The 25282-nt window shown below is 59.5% G+C and carries 23 protein-coding genes; 12 read left to right on the top strand and 11 right to left on the bottom strand.

Annotation, left to right across the window (positions count from 1 at the left end; translation table 11 throughout):
• Nucleotides 1-123 precede the first annotated feature (123 nt).
• A complete protein-coding gene (locus tag HU718_RS00835) occupies nt 124-1308 on the top strand; it encodes a DUF3142 domain-containing protein (RefSeq protein ID WP_186613217.1) in 1185 nt (394 codons plus the stop codon).
• Nucleotides 1295-3433 carry a hypothetical protein gene (locus HU718_RS00830; RefSeq protein WP_186613219.1) on the top strand — a complete coding sequence of 713 codons (2139 nt, stop codon included), beginning with the start codon at nt 1295-1297 and terminating at the stop codon, nt 3431-3433. Before HU718_RS00835 ends, HU718_RS00830 begins: the two co-directional genes overlap by 14 nt.
• Here HU718_RS00830 and HU718_RS00825 read toward each other — a convergent pair.
• Nucleotides 3430-4059, bottom strand: a complete 630-nt coding sequence (locus HU718_RS00825; RefSeq protein WP_186613221.1) for a LysE family translocator — start codon at nt 4057-4059, stop codon at nt 3430-3432. The genes HU718_RS00830 and HU718_RS00825 overlap by 4 nt on opposite strands.
• Nucleotides 4060-4203: 144 nt before the next feature.
• Here HU718_RS00825 and HU718_RS00820 point away from each other — a divergent pair, with 144 nt between their 5' ends.
• Entirely contained in the window at nt 4204-4677 is a 474-nt protein-coding gene (locus HU718_RS00820; RefSeq protein ID WP_007960832.1) for an Lrp/AsnC family transcriptional regulator, read from the top strand.
• A 129-nt stretch (nt 4678-4806) separates the two neighbouring features.
• Here the strand turns inward: HU718_RS00820 and lpdA are convergent, their stop codons facing one another.
• Complete coding sequence (lpdA, locus tag HU718_RS00815) at nt 4807-6207, bottom strand: dihydrolipoyl dehydrogenase (protein WP_186613223.1); 1401 nt, start codon at nt 6205-6207, stop codon at nt 4807-4809.
• Between the two features lie 212 nt (nt 6208-6419).
• Between lpdA and hflK (HU718_RS00810) the strand changes: the two genes are divergently transcribed.
• The 5 genes from hflK (HU718_RS00810) to cfaB all read left to right on the top strand — a co-directional run bounded on the left by hflK (HU718_RS00810) (nt 6420) and on the right by cfaB (nt 13727).
• Nucleotides 6420-8384 carry a protease modulator HflK gene (hflK, locus tag HU718_RS00810; protein ID WP_186613225.1) on the top strand — a complete coding sequence of 655 codons (1965 nt, stop codon included), beginning with the start codon at nt 6420-6422 and terminating at the stop codon, nt 8382-8384.
• A complete protein-coding gene (gene hflC, locus HU718_RS00805) occupies nt 8381-9421 on the top strand; it encodes a protease modulator HflC (RefSeq protein WP_186613227.1) in 1041 nt (346 codons plus the stop codon). The genes hflK (HU718_RS00810) and hflC overlap by 4 nt, the downstream gene beginning before the upstream one ends.
• Nucleotides 9418-10467, top strand: a complete 1050-nt coding sequence (gene hflK, locus HU718_RS00800; protein WP_186613229.1) for a protease modulator HflK — start codon at nt 9418-9420, stop codon at nt 10465-10467. Before hflC ends, hflK (HU718_RS00800) begins: the two co-directional genes overlap by 4 nt.
• Nucleotides 10464-12371: a heavy metal translocating P-type ATPase gene (locus HU718_RS00795; RefSeq protein WP_186613232.1), complete on the top strand. Its 1908-nt coding sequence runs from the start codon at nt 10464-10466 to the stop codon at nt 12369-12371. Before hflK (HU718_RS00800) ends, HU718_RS00795 begins: the two co-directional genes overlap by 4 nt.
• A 168-nt stretch (nt 12372-12539) precedes the next feature.
• Complete coding sequence (gene cfaB / locus HU718_RS00790; protein WP_186613234.1) at nt 12540-13727, top strand: C17 cyclopropane fatty acid synthase CfaB; 1188 nt, start codon at nt 12540-12542, stop codon at nt 13725-13727.
• Nucleotides 13728-13775: 48 nt separating this feature from the next.
• Here cfaB and cls read toward each other — a convergent pair whose 3' ends face one another.
• Entirely contained in the window at nt 13776-15215 is a 1440-nt protein-coding gene (gene cls, locus HU718_RS00785) for a cardiolipin synthase (RefSeq protein WP_102902499.1), read from the bottom strand.
• A gap of 131 nt (nt 15216-15346) precedes the next feature.
• Here cls and HU718_RS00780 point away from each other — a divergent pair, with 131 nt between their 5' ends.
• Nucleotides 15347-15865 (top strand): DUF3617 domain-containing protein, encoded by a 519-nt coding sequence (locus HU718_RS00780; RefSeq protein ID WP_095119725.1) that lies wholly within the window; start codon nt 15347-15349, stop codon nt 15863-15865.
• Nucleotides 15866-15978: 113 nt separating this feature from the next.
• On the opposite strand, the gene HU718_RS00775 is transcribed toward HU718_RS00780, so the two are convergent.
• Genes HU718_RS00775 through folE2 form a run of 6 tightly spaced genes read right to left on the bottom strand, consistent with a single transcriptional unit; the run spans nt 15979 to nt 21185 of the window.
• Nucleotides 15979-17310 carry a dihydroorotase gene (locus HU718_RS00775; protein WP_186613236.1) on the bottom strand — a complete coding sequence of 444 codons (1332 nt, stop codon included), beginning with the start codon at nt 17308-17310 and terminating at the stop codon, nt 15979-15981.
• A gap of 3 nt (nt 17311-17313) precedes the next feature.
• Complete coding sequence (locus tag HU718_RS00770) at nt 17314-17874, bottom strand: gamma carbonic anhydrase family protein (RefSeq protein WP_102902497.1); 561 nt, start codon at nt 17872-17874, stop codon at nt 17314-17316.
• A complete protein-coding gene (locus tag HU718_RS00765) occupies nt 17871-18746 on the bottom strand; it encodes a metal ABC transporter substrate-binding protein (RefSeq protein ID WP_186613237.1) in 876 nt (291 codons plus the stop codon). The genes HU718_RS00770 and HU718_RS00765 overlap by 4 nt, the downstream gene beginning before the upstream one ends.
• 11 nt (nt 18747-18757) lie before the next feature.
• Nucleotides 18758-19624, bottom strand: coding sequence for a metal ABC transporter permease (locus HU718_RS00760; RefSeq protein ID WP_150707744.1), 867 nt, complete (start codon nt 19622-19624; stop codon nt 18758-18760).
• Complete coding sequence (locus tag HU718_RS00755) at nt 19624-20292, bottom strand: metal ABC transporter ATP-binding protein (RefSeq protein WP_150707745.1); 669 nt, start codon at nt 20290-20292, stop codon at nt 19624-19626. Before HU718_RS00755 ends, HU718_RS00760 begins: the two co-directional genes overlap by 1 nt.
• Nucleotides 20289-21185 (bottom strand): GTP cyclohydrolase FolE2, encoded by an 897-nt coding sequence (gene folE2 / locus HU718_RS00750; RefSeq protein WP_110718270.1) that lies wholly within the window; start codon nt 21183-21185, stop codon nt 20289-20291. Before folE2 ends, HU718_RS00755 begins: the two co-directional genes overlap by 4 nt.
• Nucleotides 21186-21269: 84 nt before the next feature.
• Here folE2 and HU718_RS00745 point away from each other — a divergent pair, with 84 nt between their 5' ends.
• Complete coding sequence (locus tag HU718_RS00745) at nt 21270-22472, top strand: N-acetylmuramoyl-L-alanine amidase (RefSeq protein WP_186613239.1); 1203 nt, start codon at nt 21270-21272, stop codon at nt 22470-22472.
• Here HU718_RS00745 and HU718_RS00740 read toward each other — a convergent pair.
• Nucleotides 22469-22846 carry a glutamine synthetase gene (locus HU718_RS00740; protein WP_150707747.1) on the bottom strand — a complete coding sequence of 126 codons (378 nt, stop codon included), beginning with the start codon at nt 22844-22846 and terminating at the stop codon, nt 22469-22471. The genes HU718_RS00745 and HU718_RS00740 overlap by 4 nt on opposite strands.
• Before the next feature lie 221 nt (nt 22847-23067).
• Between HU718_RS00740 and zigA the strand changes: the two genes are divergently transcribed.
• The gene (gene zigA, locus HU718_RS00735; RefSeq protein ID WP_186613242.1) at nt 23068-24273 is read left to right on the top strand and encodes a zinc metallochaperone GTPase ZigA; all 1206 of its coding nucleotides are present in this window, start codon (nt 23068-23070) and stop codon (nt 24271-24273) included.
• Nucleotides 24273-24917, top strand: a complete 645-nt coding sequence (locus tag HU718_RS00730) for a DUF1826 domain-containing protein (RefSeq protein ID WP_150707749.1) — start codon at nt 24273-24275, stop codon at nt 24915-24917. Before zigA ends, HU718_RS00730 begins: the two co-directional genes overlap by 1 nt.
• Nucleotides 24918-24921: 4 nt before the next feature.
• On the opposite strand, the gene HU718_RS00725 is transcribed toward HU718_RS00730, so the two are convergent.
• A complete protein-coding gene (locus HU718_RS00725) occupies nt 24922-25278 on the bottom strand; it encodes an NADH:ubiquinone oxidoreductase (RefSeq protein WP_095119735.1) in 357 nt (118 codons plus the stop codon).
• Nucleotides 25279-25282 lie beyond the last annotated feature (4 nt).

The following is a 25282-nucleotide window of genomic DNA, read 5'->3' as shown; positions in this document are numbered from 1 at the left end:
TGCGATCTTTTGATCTTGATCCTGAAAAACAAGGTCAAAAGATCGCAGCCTCGTTTTACTCGACAGCTCCTACAGGGGTTTTGTGTACCCTTGCAGCCTTGTGGTGTCAGGGGGCTGGAAGGTATGCGATTTATTGTGGGTCTGTTCTTGGGCATCTTGCTTGTGGGTTGCAAGCAGCAAGACGCGCCACCCCTCGACCAACAACTCTACATCTGGCAACGCCAATGGACGCCGGCCCACGAGGCGGCGCTGCATGACAGTCGCCAGGATTTCTCGACGTTACGCGTCCTCGCACTGCAAGCCTTTCCCAATGCCGGTTGGAGCCGCGCGCGTATCGATGCGCAATTATTGAAAGCCGATGGCCGTCCATTGATAGCCGTGATTCGTCTCGACGGCCAGCTCAAGTCGCTGGATCAGGATCAGGTCACTGCGCAGATTCTGCAGGTGCTCGCCGATTGGCAAACACAAGGCCTGACATTGAACGGCGTCGAAATCGATCACGACGCGGGCAATGCGCGGTTGCCGGCATACGCTGAATTTCTCAAACATCTGCGCTCGGCCTTACCGACGAATCTGCCCTTGAGTATCACTGCGCTGCCAGCCTGGCTCGACAGTGCGCAATTGCCCGAACTCCTGCAAACCGTCGACAGCAGCGTGCTGCAAGTGCATGCGGTCAGTGATCCGCGTCGCGGTCTGTTCGATCCTGATCAGGCGTTGAAGTGGGCCAAGGCTTGGGCAGGTATCACTGACAAACCGTTCTATCTGGCGCTGCCGGCTTACGGCGTTGCGCTGTTGCCCGATGACGGCGGGGCGCCGGTGGTGGAAAGCGAAGTGCAACTTGAGCGCGGCGGTGTGCGTCAGGAGTTGCTCGCCGATCCGCTGCAGTTGAGCCAACTCGGCAAGACCCTGCGCGCAGACCCGCCCGCGCATCTGACCGGTCTGATCTGGTTTCGCCTGCCGCTGGCCAATGACCGCCGCGCCTGGAGTCTGACCACCCTGCGTGCGGTGGCCCGGGGGGATCAACTCAGCAGTCGGCTTGGCGTGACGTTGAGCGAACACGACGGTCTCTACGACATCAGACTCGACAACCCCGGCAACCTCGACAGTGCCTGGCCCGCGCGGATCACCCTCAAGGCGCAAAATTGTGAAGGCGCCGATGCGCTCGCCGGTTACTCGTTGCAACAAAGCCCGGATCTGCTTACCTTCACCCGCCTGCGCGACGGCCGATTGCCGGCGGGCGGACAACGCGCCATCGGTTGGGCGCGTTGCGCAAATATTGATCAAGGAGGTTCGCATGTTGACCCGTAACTGGCCCCGCCATCTGCTCTGCCTGAGCCTCTGCCTGCCGCTGGGTTCGGCGCTGGCCTGCGGACCGGATTTCCCGATGCGCCTGCTCGACAATCGCGGGCAGACTCTCGCGGATCTGCCTGAGGGCAACTTCAATTTCGAACTCAGCCGCCTCGGCAAAACCATCGCCGGGCTGAAGAATGTCACTGCGGCGACGCACAATCCCAACGATATGTACGGCGAAGAAAACGCGGCGGCCGAGGCTCGGGAAAAGGCTGAACAGGCCGGACTGAGCGCCGAGCAGCAAGCGTTGGTCAAACAACTGCGCGGCCTGACCGATGCCCATCAGGTCGAGGCGCAGGGCGCCAGTCTGCCGGCGGAGATCCGCTTGTACGTGGCCGGTGCGGTGGCGTTTGCCACAGGCGATCATCAACTTGCCGTCGAGTATTTCAACAAGCTGCTGGCGCTGCCGGCAGATCAGCGTCCGTTGCGCAGCACGTGGGCGGCGTATTCGCTGGGCCGTACCTGGTTTGCCATGAGCAGCGAAGGCGGGGATGCGGTCGAGGCGCTGGAGCAATCGCGTGATGCGTTTCGTCAGGCCCGGCAACTGAGCATCGACGGTTTCAGCGATCCGCTGGAGTTGGGTGTTGCCAGCCTCGGTGAAGAGGCGCGGGTGTTACGCTCGGCGGGCGACTGGAACGGCGCCATCGAATTGTATGAAGCGCAGAATCTGCACGGCTCGGCCGTGGGTTACACCTCGCTCAAGCAATTGATGAATGAACTGGCGGAGTTGCCCGAAGCCGAACTGGCCGAGTTGCTGCAGCACAAAGCCGTGCAGCAACTGGTCACGGCATCGCTGGTCAGCCGCCAGGGCTGGTCGTTTGGCGATGAGCCGCCGAACGAGAAGAAACTGGTCAAGCTGCTGCAAAACAGCACCCGTGGCAGCCTCGACAATGCTGATCGTCTGGCGGCGATGAGTTATCAACAGGGCGATTACGCCGGGGCCAAAGCCTTCCTCGAAAATGCCGGTGACGGCGGCCTGGCGTGGTGGCTACGGGCGAAGCTGGCGGTGCGTGACGGCGATAAAAATGCCGCGGCCGCCGCCTATTCGAAAGCCGCGCAGGCCTTCCCGCAGAGCGAAGACTGGGGTTACCGGCGCACACCGGACTGGGCGTATGAAGCCGTTCAGCCGAAGTGCCGGGTCGAGGGCGAAAGTGCGATTCTCGCCTTGCAGCGCGGCGAGTATCTACAAGCGTTCGTGCAGTTGTATCGCAGCAACAGTGTCTATTGGTTCGATGCCGCGAGCGTGGCCGAGCGCGTGCTGACGGTCGATGAGCTGAAAAAATACGTCGATGACAACGTCCCGGCGCCGCCGGCGTTGACCCAGCAGGAGCGCGACAACTACGCGCCGCTGCCGGTTGCCGCCAGCCTGCGCAATCTGCTCGGTCGGCGCTTGCTGCGCGAAGGGCATTACGCCGACGCGGTCGCTTACTTCGACAATCCCGACCTGCAAAACAAGGCTCGCCTCTACGGCGAACAACGGCTGAAGGCCGAGGCCGCGTGGTGGCCGACCAAACGCGCCAGTGCGTTGTACAACGCCGCGTGGACGGCGCGTGAATGGGGCATGGATATTCTCGGTTACGAGATGGCGCCGGACTACGCCACGTTCGGTGGCAACTACAGCCTGGAAAGCGCTGAGCTGAAAGTCGGCCCGCTGGTCAGCGAAGCCGAAGTGCAGCGTCAGGTCGCCAGTGAAGCGAAACCGGATCAGCGCTATCACTACCGTTTCGTCGCCACCGAGCTGGCCGGGCGCGCCGCTGACAATCTGCCGCATACCAGTCAGGCGTTTGCCGCCGTGCTGTGCAACGCTGCTGGCTGGAACAGCAGCCTGGAAGATCAGAGCGCGCTGTATCAGCGCTACATCAAGGAAGGCCCGTTCGTACCGTGGGCGGTGGACTTCGGCAATCAGTGCCCGTACCCGGATTTCGAAAACGCCGATAAGCGTTATGTCACTCAGGTAACGGATGCTGTGCGCTCGTCGCTGCGGCCGTACAAATGGCCGGTGCAGATCGGCGCGATTGTGCTGGTCGCGGGTGCTGCGTTGCTGTTGATCAGCCGTCGCCAGCGCAAGGTCCGCAAAGGCTAAGCCTGCTGGACGAACGTCAGGCGCACGGCGAAACCGATCAACAGGCTGCCGAACAGCCATTGTTGTACGCGTTGGGCCGTTGGACTGTGTTGCAGCCAACGACCCAGCGCGGCGCCGGTCAAGGCGTAAGCACTGTCGAACAGCAGGCCGACGCCGACCAGCAGCATGCCGAGCACGGCAAACTGGCTTAACACCGGCGCACCATCATTGACGATGAATTGCGGCAGCAGCACCGAACAGAACAACAACGCTTTGGGATTGAGCAGATTAGTCAGCAAACCGCGTCGGACGGCTTCGCGCCATTGCCCGTGGGAATCGCCAGGCTCGCCAGCATTCAGGTTCGGCAGCAGGCTGCTGCGCAGGCATTGAATGCCGATCCACAACAGATACGCCGCCCCCGCCAATCGCACCACTTCGAATGTCCACGGCGCCGCTTTGAACAGCGCCGCCAGCCCCAGCGCCGCCAAGGCCACGTGACAACCACGGGCGATGCCCAGACCGACAGCGGTGGCCAGTGCCGCGCCGCGTCCCTGGCGGGCACCGGTTTGCAACAGCAGGATCATGTCCGGGCCGGGCAACAGATAGACCACCGCCAATGCCAGGAAAAACAGCCAGAGACTCGCCACGCTACACCCCTTTCGTTGTCGATTCGGTGAGCCAAGTCTAGGGCCGAAGGGTGGGGCAGGTGCTTGCGTAGTCCGCTTCAAAAGCCTGTTGCTTTGGCATAACCTGCTGGTTTTCAACATCCCGACTATCAGGATCTACCAAACATGAAACTCGACGCCTTTGATCGCAAGATTCTCGCGGCCCTGCAACGTAACGGGCGGCTGAGCAATGTCGAGCTGGCGGACGAAATCGGCTTGTCGGCCTCACCGTGTCTACGCCGGGTGCGGATGCTTGAAGAGGCCGGGGTGATTCGCGGTTATCAGGCCAATCTCGATCGTGATGAGGTCGGGCTGGGGCTGACGGTGTTTGTCGGGGTCAAGGTCGAGCGCCACAACGATGAACAGGCCGAGGCGTTTTATGCTGCGGTGACGGCGCTGCCGGAGGTGATTTCAGCGTTTCTGGTTTCGGGCGAGTCGGATTTTCTGTTGCAAGTGGTGGTGCCGGATTTGCGTGCGTATGACCGTTTTCTCAGCGGCTGCCTGTTGAAACTACCGGGGGTGAGCGATATTCGCAGCAATTTTGCGATTCATACGGTGAAGACGCCGGGTGCTTTGCCCTTGGGGCATCTTCCGCTGTAGACCGAGTCGCACCCTTCGCGAGCAGGCTCGCTCCCACATTCGACCGCAGTCCTTCAGAAGGAACACGGTCAACTGTGGGAGCGAGCCTGCTCGCGAAAGCGGTGTTTCAACCACCTGGATTTCAGAAGCCTACATCTGCGTCGCCATCCCCTCGACATTCATCGCCGCCTGGCGCAACGCCTCTGATCTTGTTGGATGCGGATGGCACGTCAACGCAATGTCCTCAGCCGAAGCACTGAACTCCATCGCCACACAGAACTCGCCAATCATTTCACTCACACTCGGGCCGACCAGATGCACGCCAAGTACTTCATCGGTGCGCTCATCGGCGAGGACTTTGGCAAAACCTTCGGTCTCGTGGTTGATCTTCGCCCGGCTGTTGGCGGTGAAGGGGAATTTGCCGACCTTGTAGGCGCGGCCCTCGGCCTTGAGCTGTTCTTCGGTCTTGCCGACGCTGGCCAGTTCCGGCTTGGTGTAGATCACATTGGGGATCAGGTCGTAATTGACCTCGCCAGCCTTGCCGTGGATCTGCTCGACGCAGGCCATCGCTTCGTCTTCAGCCTTGTGCGCAAGCATCGGCCCGGAGGTCACGTCGCCGATCACCCAGACGCCGGTGGCTTCGGTGCGGTGTTGTTTGTTGGCGAGCATGCCGCGTTTGTCGGTACTCAGGCCGACGTTCTCCAGACCGAGGTCTTTTGTGTACGGGCGGCGACCGATAGCGACCAATACGTAATCGGCTTCAAGCAACTCGGCAGTGCCGCCGGCGGCAGGCTCGACGCTGAGTTGTACACCATTGGCGGAAGACGTGGCGCTGGTGACTTTCGAACTCAGCTTGAAGGCGATGCCTTGTTTGCTCAGCGAGCGTTGCAGGGTCTTTCCGGCCTCGCCATCGACGCCCGGACAGATGCGATCAAGGTATTCGACCACGGTGACCTGCGCGCCCAGCCGCCGCCATACCGAGCCCAATTCAAGGCCGATGACGCCGGCGCCAATGACCACCAAGTGCTTGGGCACTTCGCTGAGGGACAGCGCACCGGTCGAATCAAGGATGCGTTTATTGTCGATCTCGACGCCTGGCAGGGGAGTGGGCTCGGAACCGGTGGCGATGATGATGTCCTTGGCGGTCAGCTCGACTTTGCCGCCCTGATCGTCGGTCACTGTGACCTTGCCGGGGCCGTCTATGTGGCCCCAGCCCTTGATCCAGTCGACCTTGTTTTTGCGAAACAGAAACTCGATGCCTTTGGTCAGGCCGGCCACGCTCTGGTCTTTCTGTTTCATCATTTGCGCGAGGTTCAACGTCGGTTTGACCTCGATGCCGAGGTTGGCGAATTCCGCGCCCATCGCCGCGTCGTATAGCTCCGAGGCATGCAACAGCGCTTTTGACGGCATGCAACCGACGTTCAGGCAGGTGCCGCCGAGCGTTGCCCGGCCTTCCACGCAAGCGGCCTTGAGGCCCAACTGGCCGGCGCGAATTGCTGCGTTATAGCCACCGGGGCCGCCGCCCAGAATCACCACGTCATAGTTGCTCATGCGCTTGCTCCTGTTTGATGGATGCGGATCGCTAAAAGTAGTTCCGGATGAAAATTACGAGCGTAATATGTGCGTTTCTCCACATTTCGGTCAAGGCTTCAGGCAAGCGACAGGTTGGGCATCTTTGAATAAGCGTGATTGTGTACGAATATTTCACCTATTTCGTTATATCGTAACGAAATACAGGTGTGAGCCAATGAATTTGGGGTGATATGCAAGTCGATCTGGACGAAGATGGCACGCAAGTGACCGGACTGCCGCGCTTTCAGCAGGCAGCCGTGCAAAGCCGACGCCTGCGACGCTGGGCGATCGGTCTCGGCGGATTGGCCGGGGCAGGGTGGGTGCTGGCGTTTTTTGTCGGGCTGTTCTCCCCGCAGTCCTTGTGGCTGCCGCTGCTGGTCAATCAGAGTGCAGCGTTGCTGGTGCTGGTCGCAGGGCTGCAATCGGCGTGGTGGGTGACGCAATGGCGCGCGCAGGTGATCAATCCTGCCGTTGTGCTGGCGCCGCTTGCTGAGGAGGAACAATCCGAACCGCAGGGCTGGTACGAGTGGCTGTTGGAGCGCTTGAGCCAAGGCAGTCTGCATCTGCTCAACCAGATCGGTGCGGCGACGCTGTGGCTGGCGGGCTGGGCGCTGCTGGTGGTGCTGAGCATCGATTCAGTGTGGAACCTCGCGTTGCCGGCCGCTGCCATGGGGTTATCTGCCACTGTGGGGGCTGCGTTGGCGCTAATGCTGGCGTTCGGTTTGCTGGTACTGGAGCGGCAACTGGCCCAGGAACATCCAGCGCAATGGCCCGAAGCAGGGGCATTGGCACAACTGACGCGCGTGGCGATCATCAGTCTGGTGCTGGGCGCGTTGTGTTTGCTGTTTGCCGGCGAGAATGCCGTGTGGCCGGCGCGCGTTGCCGTGTTGATCGGCATCTTGCCGGGACTGGTCGCGATCGAGCTGCTATCGCGCGCCGTTCTCTCAATATTCAGCCCTCGCCGTGAGCGGCTTGAACCGACGTTGTTGGCGCGCAGTTTTGTCGCCGACATGCTGCGTTGGCCTCCGCAGCCGTTACTTGCCTTGCAGCATGAATTGCACAACCGCTTCGGCATCGATCTGCGCCAGATCTGGGCATTCAGTTACATGCGCCGGGCGTTTCTGCCGGTGCTGGCATTGGTTGCAGCAGTGGGTTGGTTACTCACTGGAATCCATGAAATCCCGTTACAGGGTCGTGGTATTTATGAGCGTTTCGGCAAACCGGTGCAGGTGTTCGGCCCGGGACTGCACACGGGTCTGCCGTGGCCGTTGGGGCGGGTGTTGATCGTTGAAAACGGCGTGGTCCATGAGTTGGCCACCAGCGTCGGCGAGAACCCTGCACCGCTGCAAGCCGATCCAGCGGAAGGGCCGGCGCCCATAACCGCCAACCGTTTGTGGGACGCCAGTCATGTCAATGACAAGTCGCAAGTCATCGCCAGCAGCCGTGGCGAGCAACAGAGTTTCCAGATCGTCAACATGGACGTGCGCTTCGTCTATCGCATTGGCCTGACTGATCAGGCTGCGCTGGCCGCCACCTACAACAGTGCCGATGTGCCGACGCTGATCCGCAGCACCGCCAGCCGGATTCTGGTGCACGACTTTGCCTCACGCACGCTCGACGGTTTGCTCGGTCAAGACCGTGTCGGGCTGGGCGAGGAGATCGGTCGCGCGGTGCAAAGCGATCTGCAAAAACTCGACAGCGGTGTGGAAATTCTCGCCACGGTCGTTGAAGCCATTCACCCACCGGCCGGTGCCGCCAATGCCTATCACAGCGTGCAAGCGGCGCAGATTGGTGCGCAGGCTTTGATCTCCCGCGAGCGTGGCGCGGCGGCGGAAGCGAGCAATCAGGCGCAGTTGCAGGCCAGTCTTGCTCGCGACCAGGCCAGCGCCAATGCGCGGGAAACCCGTGCTACGGCGCAGGCGGCGGACCTGAGGTTCAGTGCCGAGCACAAAGCCTTCGTGAGTGCTGGTCAGGCCTTTGTGCTCGAGCAATACCTCGGCCAGCTCAGCCAAGGCCTGAGCAAAGCCAAATTACTGATACTCGATCATCGTCTGGGTGGCAGCAACAATGCCCCGACCATCGACCTGCGTACGTTCACGCTGCCGGCTGACCCGACGCCCGCGCGCACCACCGCTCAACCAGGAGTCGCCCATTGAGCCAGTCGCACACACACGATCATCATGTCCACAGCGGCCACGATCACGGTCACGGCGGGCATCACCATCATCATGGCCATCACCACCACGGTGCGCCGGAAGAGGCCGGGCCTTTTCCGTGGCGCCGGATGGGCTGGGCAGCCTTGTTGGTGGCGTTTGCCATTGCGGCGGCGAGCCTGGTGCAAGTGCGCTCCGGCGAAGCCACGGTCATTACCCGTTTCGGAAATCCATCGCGGGTGCTGCTCGACCCAGGTTTGAGCTGGCGCTGGCCGGCGCCGTTCGAGGCGGCGATTCCGGTGGACTTACGTCTGCGGACAACCTCCAGTGGCTTGCAGGATGTCGGCACGCGCGACGGTTTGCGCATCATTGTGCAAGCCTACGTCGCGTGGCAGGTACAGGGTGATCCGGACAATGTGCAGCGCTTTATGCGTGCGGTGCAGAATCAACCGGATGAAGCGGCGCGGCAGATTCGCACCTTCGTCGGCTCGGCCCTGGAAACCACCGCGAGCAGTTTTGATCTGGCGAATCTGGTGAACACCGATGCCAATCAGGTACGTATCGCCGATTTCGAAGCGCAGTTGCGTCAGCAGATCGATCAGCAATTGCTCGCGACCTATGGCGTGCGGGTGGTGCAAGTCGGCATTGAACGTTTGACCTTGCCGTCGGTGACACTTACCGCCACCGTCGATCGCATGCGCGCCGAGCGGGAAACCATCGCCACTGAACGCACGGCGATCGGCAAACGTGAGGCCGCGCAAATCCGTTCCGCTGCCGAGCGTGATGCACGGATCGTTCAAGCGGATGCCACGGTGAAGGCAGCAGAAATCGAGGCGCAATCTCGGGTCGAAGCGGCACAGATTTATGGCCGCGCTTACGCGAGTTCACCACAGCTCTACAATTTGCTGCGCTCGCTCGATACCCTCGGCACCATCGTTACGCCGGACACCAAACTGATTCTGCGCACCGACGCCGCGCCATTCCGTGTATTGGTCGATGGCCCGCCGACACTCGACAGCAAAACCGGATCGCAGCCATGAATGAAGAAGTTCCACGTGGAACACATGTGCTGAACAGTCCGTGGATTCAGGCAGGGCGTTTGGCGTTTTTCGCCCTGTATGCGGTGACAATATTGGCCGCGCTGGCGTGGGCATTTTCTAATGTGCGGCAGATCGACCCGCAGAGTCGTGCGGTGGTTTTGCATTTCGGCGCACTTGATCGCATCCAGAATGCTGGTCTGTTATTGGCCTGGCCACAGCCGTTCGAACAGGTGATTTTGCTGCCGGCAGCGGATCGGATCATTGAACGTCGAGTGGAAAATCTGTTGCGCAGCGATGAAGCCTTGAAGGCTGATCGTGTCGCGTCTTTCGCCGTACCGTTAAGCGATGCGCTGGCGGGATCTGGTTATTTATTGACCGGTGATGCCGGCGTAGTGCAACTCGATGTGCGGGTGTTCTACAAAGTCACTGACCCTTACGACTTCGTGTTGCAGGGCGAGCATGTCTTGCCGGCACTGGATCGCTTGGTGACACGCAGCGCGGTGGCGCTGACGGCCGCACGAGATTTGGACACCATTCTGGTCGCTCGGCCGGAGTTGATCGGTGCTGACAATCAAGCCGCGGAACGTCGGGAAAAACTGCGTGGTGATCTGGTGCAAGGCATCAACAAACGCTTGGCCGAGTTGAAAGCGAGCGGGCAGAGCATCGGCATTGAAGTGGCGCGGGTCGATGTGCAATCGAGTCTGCCGGATCCCGCGGTCAGTGCTTTCAACGCGGTGCTGACCGCCAGCCAGCAGGCCGACAAAACCGTAGCTAACGCGCGCACCGACGCCGAGAAACTCACCCAAAGCGCCAACGAACAAGCCGATCGCACGCTGCAAGTCGCTCACGCGCAGGCCAGTGAGCGTTTGGCCAAAGCCTCTGCTGACACAGCCACAGTGTCGAGTCTGGCCAAAACTACCGATCCGCAAATGCTCCTGCGCCTGTACCGCGAACGCATGCCGAAGATTCTCGGCCAGGCCGGATCGGTGACCACGGTCGACCCGAAAGACGATTCCCGCCTGATCATTCAGGGAGCCAGTAAATGACTGCGACGACCGCCGCACCGATCCTTTTGTCTTCGGCCGAACAACGCCGCGCTGCACGGCAACTCACCTTGGCCATGCTTGCGCTGGGCCTGTTGGGTCTGGGTCTGATCTGGCGCTGGCAGATGCCCGAGCAAACCGGTGTCAGTCAGTTGCTGCTTGGGTTTGCATCTTTATTGGTGGGCGTGCCGGTGATGCGTTCGGCGTGGTTCAGCCTGCGCTATCCGAGCCTGCACGGCATCACCGATCAATTGATCGCCCTGGCGATGCTCGGCGCCTGGGCGACCGGGGATCTGCTGACGGCGGCGTTGCTGCCGATCATCATGATCTTTGGTCATGTGTTGGAAGAGCGCAGTGTCATTGGTTCGCAAGAAGCGATCCACGCCCTCGGTCAACTGACCCGCAGCCATGCGCGGAAGGTTCAGGCTGATGGCACGATCATCGAAGTGGACAACGGCACGTTGAAGGCAGGCGACACCGTTGAAGTGCGCGCCGGTGATCGGGTTCCCGCCGATGGTCGAGTGTTGTCCGGTCAGGCCAGTCTCGACACCGCTTCGATTACCGGTGAATCGGTACCGGTCGAGGCGGGTGTCGGCCTGTCGGTGTTCGGCGGGGCGATCAACCTCGACGGTTTGTTGCGGATTGAAGTAACGCGCACCGGCGGCGAGTCGACGTTGGGCAAGGTCATTGCGTTGATGCAGAACGCCGAGCGCTCGAAACCGCCAATCACTCGCTTGCTCGAACGTTACGCCGGCAGCTACATGGTACTGGTGTTGCTACTGGCGGCGGTGACCTGGTTTATCACCCACGACGCCCAAGCGATGCTCGCCGTGTTGGTCGCAGCCTGTCCGTGCGCGTTGGTGCTGTCGGCTCCGGCCACGGCGATTGCCGGTGTCGCGGTAGCGGCACGTCACGGCATTCTGATCCGCAGTTCGGCGTTCCTTGAAGAGCTGGCCGACCTCACCTCACTGGTCGTCGACAAGACTGGAACCCTGACTTACGGCACCCTCCGCTTGCAGTCGATCAACAGCCCGTGCACAGAGTCCTCCACGGTCATGGCGCTCGCCGCCAGCCTCGGCGCGGCAAGCAGTCACCCGGTCAGTCGTGCGCTTGCGGGGTTGGTCGGTCAGGAAGAATGTTTACCGCTGAGCGATATCCACGAACGCCAAGGCCTCGGCGTGGTGGCCATGACGGAGCAGGGCGAAGCGGCACTCGGTCGACCGGAGTTGTTCGCGCAGTTGGGGATCGCAACCACATCGGTCCCTGAGCACGATGGACCGATCGCCGGACTGGCCCTGAACGGTGAATTCCTCGCCTGGTTATTGCTGGCCGACACGGTTAAGCCGGAAGCCCGCTTTGCCCTCGGCGAATTGCGTGAACTGGGCCTTGGTCGGCAACTGCTGCTGACGGGGGATCGTCAGAGCGTGGCCCAGACCCTGGCGCGTGATGTCGGTTTGCACGAAGTCCAGGCCCAGGCCTTGCCCGAAGACAAACTCAATCGCGTACTCAAGGAAATCGACAATGGCTTCCGGCCGATGGTGGTGGGTGACGGCATCAATGACTCCCTCGCGCTTAAGGCTGGCGTGGTCGGTGTGGCGATGGGCGCGGGCGGAGCGGATATCGCGCTGGCCTCGGCGGACATCGTCTTGATTGGCAGCGATCTGCGTCGGCTCGGCACCTGCGTACGACTCAGTCGTCAGTGCCGCAGGACGTTGCAGGTCAACGTGATCATCGGGCTGGGCTGGACGCTGGCCATCGTCGTGTTCGCTGCCTTCGGTTGGCTCGGCGCTGCCGGGGCCATGATCGCCGCGCTGCTGCACAACCTCAGCACGTTGCTGGTGCTGGGTAACGCCGGTCGTTTGTTGCGTTTTCAGGAGCCTCTGCTAAAAATCAAAGAGCAGAATTGATCGTTTTTTGAACTGCGCGCCGGGCTGTATGTCCTCAGCTCAGGCGCGTTGAAAACGGATCAAACAGCCTTCCAGGTTCATAGTCGGCGGCTATCAAATCGATAGCCTGCTATTTTTCAAGGATGGTCTACCCTCAGATCAGACGTCTGAAACAAGGGGGGATTTTCCATGCTCGCGCAACTTCCACCGGCCTTACAGAATCTGCAGCTACCGCTTCGACTGCGGCTCTGGGACGGCCATGAGTTCAATCTGGGGCCGGCGCCCAGCGTTACCATCGTGGTCAAGGACCCGCAGATGGTCACTCAGTTCACCCATCCTAGCCTTGATGCGCTCGGAGCGGCATTCGTTGAAGGCAAACTCGAACTGGAGGGCTCGATCAGCGAAGTCATCCGGGTCTGCGACGAATTGAGCAATGCCTTGCTCGGTGAAGATGAAGACAGTAACCCCGTGCGTTCGGTGCACGACAAGGAAACCGACGCCAAAGCCATCTCCTACCACTACGACCTGTCCAATGCGTTCTACCAGCTCTGGCTGGACAGCGACATGGCGTATTCCTGCGCGTATTTCGAAACGGGCAGCGAAACGCTTGAGCAAGCGCAACAAGCCAAATTCCGTCATCTGTGCCGCAAGCTGCGTTTGCAGCCGGGTGACTATCTGCTGGATGTCGGGTGCGGTTGGGGTGGGCTGGCACGGTATGCCGCTCGAGAGTTCGGCGCCAAGGTCTTCGGCATCACCCTGAGCAAGGAACAGCTTGAACTGGCACGCGAGCGGGTTGAAGCCGAAGGCCTGGAAGACCAGATCGAACTGCAGTTGCTCGACTACCGCGATTTGCCCCAGGACGGGCGTTTCGACAGGGTCGTCAGCGTCGGCATGTTCGAACACGTCGGTCACGCCAATCTCGCCGAGTACTGCAAAACCCTTTTCGGCGCGGTGAAGGAGGGCGGTCTGGTGATGAACCATGGCATCACCGCCAAACACACTGATGGTCGTCCGGTGGGGCGTGGTGCCGGGGAATTCATCGAGAAATACGTATTCCCCAACGGTGAGTTACCGCACCTGGCGATGATCTCGGCCGAGATCAGCGAAGCGGGCCTTGAGATTGTCGACGTCGAAAGTCTGCGCCTGCATTACGCGCGCACGCTGGATCACTGGAGCGAGCGGCTGGAGGACAATCTCGAAGCCGCCGGCAAACTGGTACCGGATCAAGCGCTGCGCATCTGGCGTTTGTACCTGGCCGGCTGCGCCTATGCGTTCGCGCGTGGCTGGATCAATCTGCACCAGATCCTCGCGGTAAAGGCCCATCCGGATGGCAGCCATGAACTGCCGTGGACTCGCGACGACATCTATAACCCTTAACACTGAATAATCCTCTCTCCCTTGGCCGATGGTCAGGGTGAAGGGTTTTTAGAGAATCGGCGAAATCAGCCGGGCGATCCGCATGCCGACCTGTTGCAGGCGGTGGATCTCCCGGCTTTCTTCCTTGGCGATTTCATAGGCTTGCTCGAAATCCTCTTTGAGCATGTTTTCCACACTGGCGGCGAAGTCACTGTCGACGGTCAGCAGCATCACTTCGAAATTCAGCCGAAATGAACGGTTGTCCAGATTGGCGCTGCCGATGGCGCTGATTTCGCTGTCGATCAACACCACTTTCTGATGCAGGAAACCGGGTTCGTAGCGGAAAACCCGCACACCAGCGCGCACGGCTTCAAATGCGTAAAGGCTGGAAGCGGCGTAGACGATGCGGTGATCTGGACGCGACGGCAGCAGTAAACGCACATCCACTCCACGCAACACGGCCAGACGCAATGCGGCAAACACGGCCTCGTCGGGAATGAAATACGGGCTGGTGATCCATACCCGCTCCGTCGCCGCGTGAATCGCTTCCACAAAAAACAGCGAGCAGGTTTCGTAGGCATCCGCCGGGCCGCTGGCGAGCAATTGGCAGAGCACGCCGTCATCCGGGTATTCATCCGGCAGGATCAGTGGCGGCAGGGTGCGCGCGGCCCAGAACCAGTCTTCGGCAAAGGATTCCTGCATACACGCGACGACCGGGCCACGTACCTTCACATGGGTATCGCGCCAAGGTGCCAGTGGCGGTTTTTCGCCCATGTATTCATCGCCGACGTTATGTCCGCCGACAAAGCCGACCACGCCATCGACCACGACGATCTTGCGGTGGTTACGGAAGTTGACCTGAAAGCGATTGAGCCAGCCGCTGCGTGTGGCGAATGCTTTGACCTCGACGCCGCCATCGCGCAATGCCTGCACATAACTGTGGGGCAGGGCGTGGCTGCCGATGCCGTCGTAGAGCAGGTGAATAGACACGCCTTCGGCGGCTTTCCTCAGTAACAGATCGCGCAGGCGCTGGCCGAGCCGATCATCGTGAATGATGAAAAACTGGATCAGCACCGCTTCTTTCGCTTGATCGATGGCCTGGAAGATCGCGTCGAAAGTGGCCGCACCGTTTATCAACAGTTGCACTTGATTGTTCGCCAGGCACGGCATACGGCCGAGCTTGGGCATTGCGCGTAACGAGGCGTAGGCATTCGAGGCGCGCGCAGTCAGTGCCTCTTCCACCCACGGACGCCAGTTCAATTCGGAGATGGCCTGACGCATCTGTTCATTCGCCTGGCGCCGCGCCTTGATGTATCCATCAAAGGTGCTGCGGCCGAACACCAGGTACGGAATAAGCGTGAGGTAGGGAATGAAGATCAGCGACAATGCCCAGGCGATCGAGCCTTGGGCCGTGCGCACGGTGAGCACCGCATGGATGGCGGCGATCATGCCGAGGGTGTGTATCAGGGCGATCAGATAACCGAAAATGTGCGGTCCAAAATAATCCATGGGGCAGCCTTGCTCCGGAAGATTCAATGCTTAACAGACCATGTTCTGCCGCGAATGTCGCTATTTAATTGGGGCATGAACCGAAGCAATCGGCCGACGTCTAACGGCCACAACTGATCAGGAGTTTTTCGATGAACGTTCGTCTGCTGGGTTTGGCGCTGGGCCTGGGTTTGGCATTGCCGGTGGTTGCGCAGGCGCAGATGCTGCAGCCGGGGCTGTGGGAAATGACATCGAGCAACGTCAAGGTCGATGATCAGCCAATGGATGTGCAATCGATCCTCGGCCAACTGCAAGGCCAGATGACCCCGCAACAGCGCGCAGCGCTGGAAAAGAACGGGATCAATATCGGCGGCAAGGGTATTCGCGCGTGTCTGACGCCGCAGCAAGTGGCGACCAACGATATTCCGCTGGCCGATCCGCAATCGGGTTGCAAACAGCAGATTACCGAGCGCAGCGGCAACCAATGGAAATTCCGCTTCAGTTGCCCGAAAGCGCAGGGCACCGGTGTGGCGACGTTCCTCAGTGATCGTGAGTTCACCACCGTGGCCAACGGCACGTTCAATGCGATCGGGATCAACCAGAAGGGCAGCCTTGAGACTCGTGCGGTTTGGTTAGGCCAGGATTGCGGCGCTGTGAAACCCCGCGCTTAATGCGATCCCTGTAGGAGCTGCGGCACGCTGCGATCTTTTGATCTTGATTGTCAAAAACAAGATCAAAAGATCGCAGCCTCGTTTCACTCGTCAGCTCCTACAGGGTTTTTGAATCAACGCATAAATCGTAGCGCCAACCCCCGACACCCCTCGTTCACCCGTCCCTCCCGCCAGGCAATCTGCCCCGAGACAATCGTCGTACTCACCCGATGCCGAAAGCTGCGTCCGGCAAACGGCGTCCATCCGCACTGCGACAGAATGGGTTGCCGATCGACCTCCAGTGTTTGCCGTTCAACCAACACCAGATCCGCCCAGTAGCCTTCACGTAAATACCCACGATCGGGAATCGCAAACAGATCCGCGACTCTGTGGCTGGTCTTCGCTACCAACGTGGTGATTGGCAGTACATCGTCCGCAACCAACTCCATCAGTGCCGGCAACGCGTGCTGTACCAGCGGTAATCCAGAAGGCGCCTGCGCATAAGCTCGCTGCTTTTCTTCCCAGGTATGCGGTGCATGGTCACTGCCAATCACGTCCAGCAGATTGCTGCTCAGGGCCGCGCGCAACGCATCGCGATCCGCCTGGGTCTTGATCGCCGGATTGCATTTGATCAGGTTGCCGAGGCTTGGGTAGTCGCGATCATCGAACAACAAATGATGCAGACAGACTTCAGCGGTAATGCGTTTCTGCGCCATTGGTTTATCTTCGAACAACGCCAGTTCACGCGCCGTGGTCAGGTGCAGAACGTGCAGCCTTGTACCGTGGCGTTTGGCCAACTCAACCGCCAGTGAAGAGGATCGATAACACGACTCGGCGTTGCGGATGAGCGGGTGAGCATCGGGCGGGATTCGTTCGTCGTACACCTCACGCAGGTTGGCTGCATTGGCGTCGATACTCGGCGTGTGTTCGCAGTGCGCCAACAGAATGGTCGGCACCTCTGAGAACAGCCGCTCAAGAATCTGTGGATCATCCACCAACATGTTGCCGGTTGATGCGCCCATGAACACTTTGACGCCGGCAACTTCACAAGGATTGAGCGCGGCGACTGTGGCAAGGTTGTCCTGACTCACGCCAAAGTGAAAACCATAATTGGCCACCGAACTGATCGCAGCTCGACGTTTTTTATCCGCCAGTGCTTCGAGGGTGAGGGTGGCCGGGTTTGTATTGGGCATGTCCATGAAACTGGTGATGCCGCCGGCGACGGCCGCACGTGACTCGGTATGTATGCTGCCCTTGGCCGGCGCACCCGGTTCGCGGAAATGTACCTGGTCATCGATCATGCCCGGCAGCAGCCATTGGCCATTGGCGTCGATTTCTACCGCCGCGTTTTCGCCGTCGATGCTACGGGCGATCTTGACGATTCGTCCGTTGCTGACCAAGACCTCACCTTCGAACTCGCGACCCTCGTTAACCAGTCTGGCGTTGCGAATCAGCACGCTGCTCATGGTTCAAAACTCGTTCTGCAAGGCTTTGTAGCCGCGCACCAGATCGACGTTGGTGCGCGCCACGTCTTCGGAAAACTCCGAGGCACTGACGCTCACCGGCGGAAATTGCGAGAGGTCGGTGTTCGGTCCGATGCGGGTGGTGGAGGGCACGTAGAACGCCTCGGGTAAATCGCGACCGTCGACCACCGAGTTGTGCCGCACCACGCAGCCGTTACCGACGACACAGTTGAACAGTACGCTGTTGAAACCGATAAACACCCGATCGCCAACCACGCAGGGGCCATGCACGATCGAACGGTGGGCGATGGAACTGAACTCGCCGATGGTGACTGCCGCGCCGGATTTGGAGTGGATCACCACGCCATCCTGAATATTTGAATTGGCGCCGATGGTGATCGGCTCCATCTCGCCCGAGGCGTCCACTTCGTCGGCGCGGATCACCGCGTAGGGACCGACGAACACGTTCTCGCCGATCACCACTTTGCCGCAGATGATTGCGGTCTTGTCGACGTAGGCTGACTCAGCAATTTGCGGTAAATCACCGGATGGATTTTTGCGGATCATGGTCGGCCCAGCGCGTCGTAAAGAGTGTTGAGGTTGTATTCGAACAGACCGGTGAAGGTACTTGCCGGACCCTTCGCGGCGAGGGCGTCGGAGTACAACGTGCCACCGATGTGCGCGCCGCTTTCGTCAGCGATCTGCTTGAGCAAGCGTGCGTCCTTGATGTTTTCCATGAACACCGCTTTGACTTTGGCCTGGCGAATCTGGGTAATCAGCGCGGCGACTTCGGCGGCCGAGGGTTCACGCTCCGTGGACAAACCCTGTGGCGCCATGAAATCGATGCCGTACGCCTGACCGAGATACCCGAAGGCGTCGTGGCTGGTGACGATCTTGCGATTGCCCGGCGGCAGCGAACCGAGTTTGACCTTGGCTTCAGCCAGCAGCGCGTAGATCTGCTTCAGGTAGGTTTTACTGTTGCGTTCGTAGTCGGCTTTGTTCGCCGGATCCGCAGCGATCAGTGCGTTGGTGATATTGGCAACGTACAACTCGGCGTTCGCCAGGTTGTGCCAGGCGTGCGGGTCGGGAACGGTTTCGCCGTCCTCATCCAGTGATCGGGGAATCACGCCATGGCTGGCACTGATGACGGTGGCTTTGGTCTCGGTGCTGGTCACCAGTCGGTCCAGCCATGGCTCGAAACCGAGGCCGTTCTTGATGATCAGTTTGGCGCTGAGCAATGCCTTGGCATCGTCCGGTGTCGGCTCGTAGGTGTGTGCGTCGGCGTCCGGGCCGACCATGTTGGTGATCTGGATATGCTCGCCGCCGACCTGATGAACCATGTCGGCGAGAATGCTGAAGCTGGTGACCACCGGCAATTTTTCTGCCGCCGACAAGGACATCGACAGCATCAGGCTGAACAACACGACTAGAGCACGCATCGGGAAACACCTCATTGGGATGTGAGCAACGGTGGGCGGCGCAGCAGACCGTGTACCGGTCCGAACACCACGGACAGCAGATAACCGAGACCGGCGACCAGAACGATGGCCGGACCGCTGGGCAACGAGTAATAGAACGACAGCAGCAGGCCGAACCAGACCGAGAGGCAACCGATGACGGCCGCGATGACTATCAGGATCGGCAGGCGTCGGCTCCAGAATCGCGACGCCGCGGCGGGGAGCATCATCAGCCCGACCACCATCAGTGCGCCGATGGCCTGGAAACCGATGACCAGATTGAGCACGACCAGCGTCAGGAACACGCCGTGGGCGAGGGGGCCAAGTCGGCTGACGGTTCTCAGGAACAGCGGGTCGAGGGTGTCGAGCAACAGCGGTTTGTAGATCAGCGCCATGGCGATCAGGCTGAAGCCCGAGACCCATAACATGCCGTTGAGGGTCGGCCCGTCGACGGCCAGTGCTGAGCCGAACAGCAGGTGCAATAGATCGAGGCGTTTGCCGGCGATGCCGAGAATCAGTACGCCGCTGGCGAGGGAAATGGGATAGATCGCGGCGAGGCTGGCGTCTTCACGCAGGCCCGTGCGACGGGTGATCCAGGCGGCGAGGCCGGCCATGCTCAGGCCTGCGCCAAGACCACCGAGCGTCAGTGCAGGCAGACTCAGACCGGCGAACCAGAAACCCAATGCAGCACCGGGGAGGATGCCGTGGGCAACAGCGTCACCGATCAGGCTCATCCGTCGCAGGATCAAAAACACGCCGAGCGGCGCAGTGCTGCACGCCAATACCAAGCCGCCGAGCAGGGCGCGGCGCATGAATACAAATTCGTTGAACGGCTGCCAGAAATGGGCGACGGCGAGCATCAGGCCACCTGCGTGTGAGGGGTTTGCCGGATCAATTCGTTACTGGCTCCGAACACGCATTCGCGGTTTTTGATCAGCAAGGTTTGCGGGATGTGCTGGCGTACGGCGGCGAGGTCGTGGCACACGACGACCAGTGTTCGACCTTCGCGATGCCAGGTATGGATGTGCTGCCAGAGCAGTTGTTGGCCGAGCTCATCGAGTGCGGCGTGGGGTTCGTCGAGCAACAGCACCGCAGCGTCGGTCAGACTCAGTCGGGCGAGGAGGGCACGTTGCAGTTCTCCGCCGGACAGGGCCATGAGGGGACGCTGTTCAAGCCCGCCGAGGTGCCAGTTTTCCAGAGCGTCTTTCAGACGTTGTGCGCGCAATTGTGTTGAAAGCCGTCGGCCCCAGAAACCGGCGCTGATCAACTCTTCCAGGCTGATGGGGAATTGTCGGTCGAGATGCTGTTGCTGAGGCAGAAATGACAACCCGCTTTGACGTGGAACACTGAGGGCAACGTTACCTGCCAAAGGTTTCTGCAATCCGGCGATGACTTTCAGCAGGCTGCTCTTGCCGCAGCCATTGGCACCGATGATCCCGGTCAAGCTGCCACTGTCGAACTCAAGACTCAGCGGGGTCGTCAGTGGTTGGCCCGGTGTGCCCCAAGTCAGCGATTGGCAGCGAATCATGCCTGTTCACGCTGCCAGTGGCTTTCGGCGACGGCGTCGTGGGCGTGCAGGCTTTCAGCGTGAATCACTCGCAGCTGGAATGCGTTGACTCCCGGTGTGCGACGCAGTGCCAGATTCAGACGGCGTGCGGCATCTTCACAGAACATCAGGTTTTGGCCGTTGGCGAGGGCGAAGGCTTGTTCGTCCGCACGTTTTACGGCGGTTTGTACGGCGGTGCCAAGGGCCGCTTCGGCGTCATTGATGATCACGCTCAATGGGAACTCATCGATGAATTCGTCGAGGTGTAGATGCAATTGCGCAGTGCTGCGTTGGCTGTGAGGCGTGGCGACGATGCCTTGAGTCGAACCTAGCCATGCCAAAACGTCTGCGTGCTGAAGGCCTTTGTTGGCGAAGTCGTCGATAAATTGTTGCTGGATTAACTGCCGCGCCAGCGCCGCTGAGCATGGGCAGGTCGAAGAGTAGTGCACGTCAATTTTGAGTTCCACGTGGAACATTTGATTTTTCAGGCTTGCCGAAATAGTTGCTGGATAGGATTTCCAGCCGGCCAATGGGCTGATCAGCGCAGGGCGCTTCAGCAGTAAGTCGCAGTGAATATTCACGTACGCACAGTTGGACAGCCCTTGGTGGCTTTCCAGAAAACGCTTGAGTAGCTGGTGCAGGAGAGTAGGTGTCAGGCGTTCCTGTTCAAGTGTCTCCAGGGCCAAATACAGCCGAGACATATGAATGCCGCGCGCCTCGCCATCATCAAGGCTCACTCCAGCGTCAGCCTTGGCATTCAGGTGTTGGCCTTCCAAAAAAACAGGTAACGCGATGCCCTGCATGCCCACCCATTCGAGTGGCAAAGCTTGGCGAGCAGTCTGCGCGGCGATATCCGGGAGTGAAAGCGAATTCATGTTCGGGACCATCATGGTGATTCAATTCAATGTTACATTATAACAATTCAAATCACGATGTCTTTTTCATGAACAGGTTTTCATATGCATAGACGTCAAGTGCTCAATCTGATTTTGGCCGGCGCCGCTTTTGCTTGGCCCTTCAGTGTGTCTGCTACGCAAATTCGTCAGGCACGACTTTGGCGATCTGAGGACAAAGTGCGGCTGGTGTTCGATTTGAGTGGGCCGGTCAGCTACAAGACCTTCACGCTCAGTGCGCCTGAACGACTAATCATTGATGTGAGTGGGGCAAGCTTGGGTGAAGATTTCAGCCAGTTGGCGCTCAACGACACAGTGATACGCGCGATCCGATCCGGGCCATTGGGTCAGGGTGATACACGGATTGTTCTAGATCTGAGCAGCCCGGTATTACTGAACAGCTTTCTTTTGGCGCCGCAAGACGGACAAAGTCATCGCTTGGTATTGGATTTGGTCAGCGCAAAACCGATACAAATAGCTCCAAAGGTTCCACGTGAAACACCGCAGATCAGCGCTCATCCGAAGCGCGACATCATCGTAGTCGTCGATCCTGGGCATGGTGGAAAGGATCCCGGTGCGGTGGGTGCGAAAGGTGAGCGGGAAAAAGATGTGGTGCTTTCCATTGCTCAGCTACTCGCCAAACGCCTGAAAAAGGAGAAGGGCTTTGACGTGAAGCTGGTACGCAACGACGACTTTTTCGTCCCATTGCGCAAGCGCGTGGCAATCGCCCGTCAGCATAAAGCCGACATTTTTATCTCGGTGCATGCCGATGCGGCGCCGCGTCTGACGGCTTCTGGCGCATCGGTGTATTGCCTTTCTGAGGGTGGCGCAACGTCGGCGACTGCGCGCTTCATGGCGCAGCGAGAGAACGGCGCGGACCTGCTCGGTGCAACGAGTCTGCTCAACTTGAAAGATAAAGACCCGATGCTCGCCGGGGTGATTCTCGACATGTCGATGAATGCAACGATTGCCGCCAGTTTGCAGCTTGGCAGTACGGTGCTGGGCAGTCTTGCCGATATTACGACCCTGCACCAGAAGCGCGTGGAACAGGCCGGATTCGCAGTACTGAAATCGCCGGACGTGCCTTCAATTCTGGTGGAAACCGGCTTTATTTCCAATGCGCGGGACAGCCAGCGATTGGTCACCGCTCGGCATCAGCAAGCCGTAGCAGACGGTTTGTTTAAAGGATTGCAGCGCTACTTTGAAAAGAATCCTCCCGTCGACAGTTACCTGGCCTGGGAGCAGGCGCAGCAAGAGGACCAGGTCTAACAGCCGGTGATCCGGCTGCAGGTGAACTTCGCGCCGCTACCGCCCGAGCTGGAGAACCGGTTGATCGTCGTCCAGCCGACACGTCGTGTGTAGCCCACCCAGGCTTCGCCGTCAGAGGCGACGCCAGTAAAGAACGTCAGCTGACCGAAACGGCTATTGGTTTGCGCCCAATAACGCCGGCCAGTTTTTTCAAACCCACGCAGATAAAGCGTGTCGCCGACGGTGTTGACGCTATAGGCGTTGCCGTCGGCATCGACGCAGGCCAACAGATTTGCGCTGCGTGTACAGGTTGCAAGTGCCGGTAACTGAGCCGATGCATTGCCGATCATTAACAATCCAAGGCTCAACAACGAGTATTTCAGCGCAGTTTTCATTGCGAATTCCGGAGTGGTATCGGTTCAGCTTCCTGCGGTTTATCGCTCAAGACAAGAGCAGGGCTGGTTTATTCATATTGTTATACTATAACATAAAAGTTAACCGAGCCTGAGCAGGCCGATTTCAAGCGTTTACTTTCAGCGAAAACCTTCGCATGAAGCACGAAAACGCTAAGCGCCAGCAAAGCGCTAATCGGCTGTCATTTAAAGAGGATTATCCAATGTCAGCCGAATTGCCCGTTACCGTACTTTCAGGATTTCTTGGTGCCGGAAAAAGTACACTTTTGAATTACGTACTACGTAATCGCAAGGGTTTGCGTGTTGCTGTCATCGTCAATGATATGAGCGAGATCAATATTGATGGCAGCGAAGTCCAGCGTGATGTCAGCCTGAATCGTGCAGAAGAAAAAATAGTCGAAATGAGTAACGGCTGTATCTGCTGTACGTTACGCGAAGACCTGCTTGAAGAAGTCAGCAAGCTCGCCCGGGAAGGGCGCTTCGATTATTTGCTGATCGAATCCACCGGCATCTCCGAGCCGCTGCCGGTCGCAGAAACCTTCACTTTTCGCGATGAACACGGCCAAAGCCTCTCGGACATCGCTCGTCTCGACACCATGGTCACTGTAGTCGATGGTGTGAATTTCCTGCCGGACTACCAGGCGGCAGAAAGCCTCGCTTCCCGTGGCGAAATCCTCGGCGAAGAAGACGAACGCTCCATCACCGACCTGTTGATCGAGCAGATCGAGTTCGCCGACGTGCTGTTGATCAGCAAGATCGACCTGATCAGCCAGCACGAGCGCGAAGAGTTGATTGCCATCCTCAAACGCCTCAACGCCCAGGCTGAAATCATTCCAATGGTGATGGGCGAAGTGCCGTTGGAGAAGATCCTCAACACGGGTCGATTTGACTTCGACAAAGCCGCCCAGGCACCGGGCTGGCTGCAAGAGTTGCGCGGTGAGCACGTGCCAGAAACCGACGAGTACGGCATTGCCTCCACGGCTTACCGCGCACGCCGCCCGTTTCATCCGGAGCGCTTCTACCACTTCATCGACCGCCCGTGGCTGAACGGAAAATTGCTGCGCTCCAAAGGATTCTTCTGGCTGGCGAGCAAACCCACAGACGCTGGCAGCTGGTCGCAGGCCGGCGGGCTGATGCGTCATGGTTTCGCCGGGCGCTGGTGGCGTTTTGTGCCGAAAAACCAATGGCCACAGGATCAGGAAAGTACCGCCGCGATCATGGAAAACTGGACGCCGAGCGTAGGCGACTGTCGTCAGGAGCTGGTTTTCATTGGTCAGAACATCGATTTCCTACAGCTCTCCGACGAATTGGACGGCTGCCTGCTGACCGATGAAGAAATGGCCCTCGGCTTAGAAGGCTGGAGATTGCTGGCGGATCCGTTCGGCCCTTGGCATGAAGAGGCTGCCTGATGCTTGCACTCAAACTCATGCAAAACCGCACGCGTCATCAGCATCAAGGCCCGACGCCAGGGACGCTGACGCGAATTCTTGATGACGACACCAATCTCGCCGTCTGGCAGCGGCAACTGCCGTTGCACATCAGTGATTTCGCTCAGTTATTGCTGTCGCTCAACGAACCGTTAGCGGAATCGTTGTGTCTGGAGCTGGCGAGCGAGGACGCCGAGGCTGATCTCACCGGGCTGGCATCAGGCTTTCGTGATCTGGAAGGCTATGAAGGCTTTATCGCCGATCTGAAATGGCTGGTGAGCGCTTTCGCCTGTTTGCTGGGAGCCAAGCGCATTGGCCTGCGCCTGCGGGTACTCGATAAAGCCATGTGCCCGCGTTTCCACGTCGATCACGTGCCAGTACGGCTGATCACCACCTACGCCGGCGTCGGTAGCCAATGGCTCAAGGAAGGCGCGATGGATCGCAGTCAGCTGGGACAGGCCAACGCCGAACCCCAAGTGCAAATCCAGCAACTCACCAGTGGTGACGTCGGGCTGTTGAAAGGCGAGAAGTGGCACGGCAATGAAGGCTTCGGCTTGATCCATCGCTCGCCGCAACCGGGCGCGGGCGAGCGTCGTCTGATACTGACCCTCGACTGGCTCGGCTGATGCCTCAAGGCTTGAGCCAAGAACCCTGGCTTTGGCCTTCGCAGTACGGCTTCAGATACGCGGCATCGGTGGCGATGCCGTAATAATGGATGTCCTGGCGATAAGGCATATTGGCGATCTGCGCGTTGCTGCACACACCAAACGCACCGCTCGGGCATTGATCGACGTACTGTACTTCGACTTTCTGTCCGGCCAGCGTTGGCTGGCAGAAACCGTCACTGAACAGTTTTTCCGGAATGTTGCGGTTCTGCTGACAGACTTTGACGTCGAGCCGCTCACCCTGACTGTGCACCACGCAGGCCTGAGCCCACGCTTCACTCGACAGCAGCGTCAACAGCAACGACCATCCCATCCAACGCATCTTT

The sequence above is a fragment of the Pseudomonas tensinigenes genome (genome assembly GCF_014268445.2).
In the GTDB taxonomy this organism is placed as follows: Bacteria; Pseudomonadota; Gammaproteobacteria; order Pseudomonadales; family Pseudomonadaceae; genus Aquipseudomonas; species Aquipseudomonas tensinigenes.
The sequence above is the reverse complement of the archived record's forward strand: the minus strand, read 5'-3'. Positions and strand labels throughout refer to the sequence as shown.

Excerpts from the sequence above, each read along its gene's own strand:
- HU718_RS00730 (WP_150707749.1), top strand. The coding sequence starts at position 24,273 with ATGCTTGCACTCAAACTCATGCAAAACCGCACGCGTCATCAGCATCAA.
- hflK (WP_186613229.1), top strand. The coding sequence starts at position 9,418 with ATGAATGAAGAAGTTCCACGTGGAACACATGTGCTGAACAGTCCGTGG.
- HU718_RS00770 (WP_102902497.1), bottom strand. The coding sequence starts at position 17,874 with ATGATCCGCAAAAATCCATCCGGTGATTTACCGCAAATTGCTGAGTCA.
- HU718_RS00745 (WP_186613239.1), top strand. The coding sequence starts at position 21,270 with ATGCATAGACGTCAAGTGCTCAATCTGATTTTGGCCGGCGCCGCTTTT.
- HU718_RS00740 (WP_150707747.1), bottom strand. The coding sequence starts at position 22,846 with ATGAAAACTGCGCTGAAATACTCGTTGTTGAGCCTTGGATTGTTAATG.
- HU718_RS00830 (WP_186613219.1), top strand. The coding sequence starts at position 1,295 with ATGTTGACCCGTAACTGGCCCCGCCATCTGCTCTGCCTGAGCCTCTGC.
- folE2 (WP_110718270.1), bottom strand. The coding sequence starts at position 21,185 with ATGAATTCGCTTTCACTCCCGGATATCGCCGCGCAGACTGCTCGCCAA.
- HU718_RS00760 (WP_150707744.1), bottom strand. The coding sequence starts at position 19,624 with ATGCTCGCCGTCGCCCATTTCTGGCAGCCGTTCAACGAATTTGTATTC.
- HU718_RS00765 (WP_186613237.1), bottom strand. The coding sequence starts at position 18,746 with ATGCGTGCTCTAGTCGTGTTGTTCAGCCTGATGCTGTCGATGTCCTTG.
- HU718_RS00795 (WP_186613232.1), top strand. The coding sequence starts at position 10,464 with ATGACTGCGACGACCGCCGCACCGATCCTTTTGTCTTCGGCCGAACAA.
- HU718_RS00755 (WP_150707745.1), bottom strand. The coding sequence starts at position 20,292 with ATGATTCGCTGCCAATCGCTGACTTGGGGCACACCGGGCCAACCACTG.
- HU718_RS00820 (WP_007960832.1), top strand. The coding sequence starts at position 4,204 with ATGAAACTCGACGCCTTTGATCGCAAGATTCTCGCGGCCCTGCAACGT.
- HU718_RS00780 (WP_095119725.1), top strand. The coding sequence starts at position 15,347 with ATGAACGTTCGTCTGCTGGGTTTGGCGCTGGGCCTGGGTTTGGCATTG.
- HU718_RS00835 (WP_186613217.1), top strand. The coding sequence starts at position 124 with ATGCGATTTATTGTGGGTCTGTTCTTGGGCATCTTGCTTGTGGGTTGC.
- hflK (WP_186613225.1), top strand. The coding sequence starts at position 6,420 with ATGCAAGTCGATCTGGACGAAGATGGCACGCAAGTGACCGGACTGCCG.
- zigA (WP_186613242.1), top strand. The coding sequence starts at position 23,068 with ATGTCAGCCGAATTGCCCGTTACCGTACTTTCAGGATTTCTTGGTGCC.
- cls (WP_102902499.1), bottom strand. The coding sequence starts at position 15,215 with ATGGATTATTTTGGACCGCACATTTTCGGTTATCTGATCGCCCTGATA.
- HU718_RS00725 (WP_095119735.1), bottom strand. The coding sequence starts at position 25,278 with ATGCGTTGGATGGGATGGTCGTTGCTGTTGACGCTGCTGTCGAGTGAA.
- HU718_RS00775 (WP_186613236.1), bottom strand. The coding sequence starts at position 17,310 with ATGAGCAGCGTGCTGATTCGCAACGCCAGACTGGTTAACGAGGGTCGC.
- cfaB (WP_186613234.1), top strand. The coding sequence starts at position 12,540 with ATGCTCGCGCAACTTCCACCGGCCTTACAGAATCTGCAGCTACCGCTT.
- lpdA (WP_186613223.1), bottom strand. The coding sequence starts at position 6,207 with ATGAGCAACTATGACGTGGTGATTCTGGGCGGCGGCCCCGGTGGCTAT.